General features: G+C 68.0%; 2 protein-coding genes. Both read left to right on the forward strand.

Translation table 11 applies throughout. The features are described from left to right. Positions 1-122 precede the first annotated feature (122 nt). A complete protein-coding gene (locus tag J1M37_RS09915; protein WP_078025632.1) occupies positions 123-1,376 on the forward strand; it encodes an IS256 family transposase in 1,254 nt (417 codons plus the stop codon). Positions 1,377-1,597: 221 nt separating this feature from the next. Further along, a partial coding sequence (locus J1M37_RS09920) for a transposase (protein WP_148111522.1) occupies positions 1,598-1,754 on the forward strand: 157 nt, incomplete at its 3' end.

The raw sequence follows: 1,754 nt of genomic DNA on the forward strand, positions 1-1,754 counted from the left end.
AGTTGAGTCCCGCATAGTGGTGTAGCGCCCGGTGGTCGGGCGTGTCGTCTCAGACGTGGTCGCGGCCACCGTGTGATCCGTCGAGTCAACCTTCCACAGAATCCTCGAATGGAGTCATCACGATGACCGCTCCTCATATTCTCGACCCTGCCGGCCTGCTCGGAGAAGCCCTGTCTGAAGCGTCCCCGGACATGATGCGCCATCTGCTGCAGACCATGATCAACACCTTGCTGTCCGCGGATGCCGACGCGGTGGTCGGTGCCGAATGGGGCAAGCCCAGCTCCTCGCGCACTGCTCAGCGGAACGGGTACCGCCACCGGGACCTGGACACCCGGGTCGGCACCCTGGACGTGGCCATCCCCAAGCTCAGATCGGGCACGTACTTCCCGGACTGGCTACTTGAACGCAGGAAGAGAGCGGAGTCGGCGCTGATCACCGTGGTCGCTGACTGCTACCTCGCCGGGGTCTCGACCCGACGGATGGACAAGCTGGTCAAGACTCTGGGCGTCAACGCCCTGTCCAAGTCCCAAGTCTCCCGGATGGCCACCGAGCTCGACGAGCAGGTCGAGGCCTTCCGCCACCGCCCGCTCGGGGTGGCCGGCCCGTTCACGTTCGTGGCCGCCGATGCGCTGAGCATGAAGGTCCGCGAGGGCGGGCGCGTGGTCAACGCCGTGGTGCTGCTGGCCACCGGGGTCAACGCTGACGGCCACCGCGAGGTCCTGGGCCTGCGGGTCGCCACCTCGGAGACCGGGGCGGCGTGGAACGAGTTCTTCGCCGACCTGGTCGCCCGCGGCCTGGCCGGGGTCCGGTTGGTCACTTCTGACGCCCACACCGGACTCAAGGACGCCATCGCGGCGAACCTGCCCGGAGCGACGTGGCAGCGCTGCCGCACCCATTACGCGGCGAACCTGATGGGCATCACCCCGAAGAACATGTGGCCGGCCGTGAAAGCCATGCTGCACTCGGTCTATGACCAGCCCGATGCGGCCAGCGTGCACGCGCAGTTCGACCGGCTCCTGGACTACGTGAGCGGGAAGCTGCCCACCGTGGCTGAGCACCTCGACGCCGCCCGGGCGGACATCCTGGCCTTCACCACGTTCCCGAAGGACGTCTGGACGCAGGTCTGGTCGAACAACCCGGCCGAGCGGCTCAACCGGGAGATCCGCCGTCGCACCGACGCGGTGGGCATCTTCCCCAACCGGGCGGCCATCGTCAGGCTAGTGGGTGCGGTGCTGGCCGAGCAGACCGATGAATGGGCCGAGGGTCGACGCTACCTCGGTCTCGAAGTCCTGGCCCGCTGCAGGCTCACCACCGTGACCAACACCGGAGACGAGGTGGACCCCGACACCGAACTCACCCTCGGCCTCAGCGCCTGACCCCCATGAAGGATCAGACCGCTACACCATCACGAGGGGCTTGACCCCCACCGGCCTCGCCTGGGCCGTGCCGGCCGTGGCCGCATCGACGGCCGCGCCCGCCATGGCCGCCTCCTCCTGCGCGGGGTACACCGCAGGCAAGCCCCTCCCAGCCTCGGCGTTCACCCTGACCTAGGGCGTGTCTGAGAATAGATGCACGAGTCAGCTGAGACCCTGGGGACATGTCCCGGTTCCAGATGCTCTCCGACGCACAATGGGAGTTGATCGCCCCGATGCTCCCGACCCGGACCGGCCGCGCCGGCAGGCCGTTCGCCGACGCCCGCACCATGGTGGAGGCGATCATCTACCGGTACCGGTGCGGAATCGCTTGGAGGGATC

The sequence above is a fragment of the Micrococcus sp. KRD012 genome (genome assembly GCF_017168555.1).
Lineage (GTDB): Bacteria > Actinomycetota > Actinomycetes > Actinomycetales > Micrococcaceae > Micrococcus > Micrococcus luteus.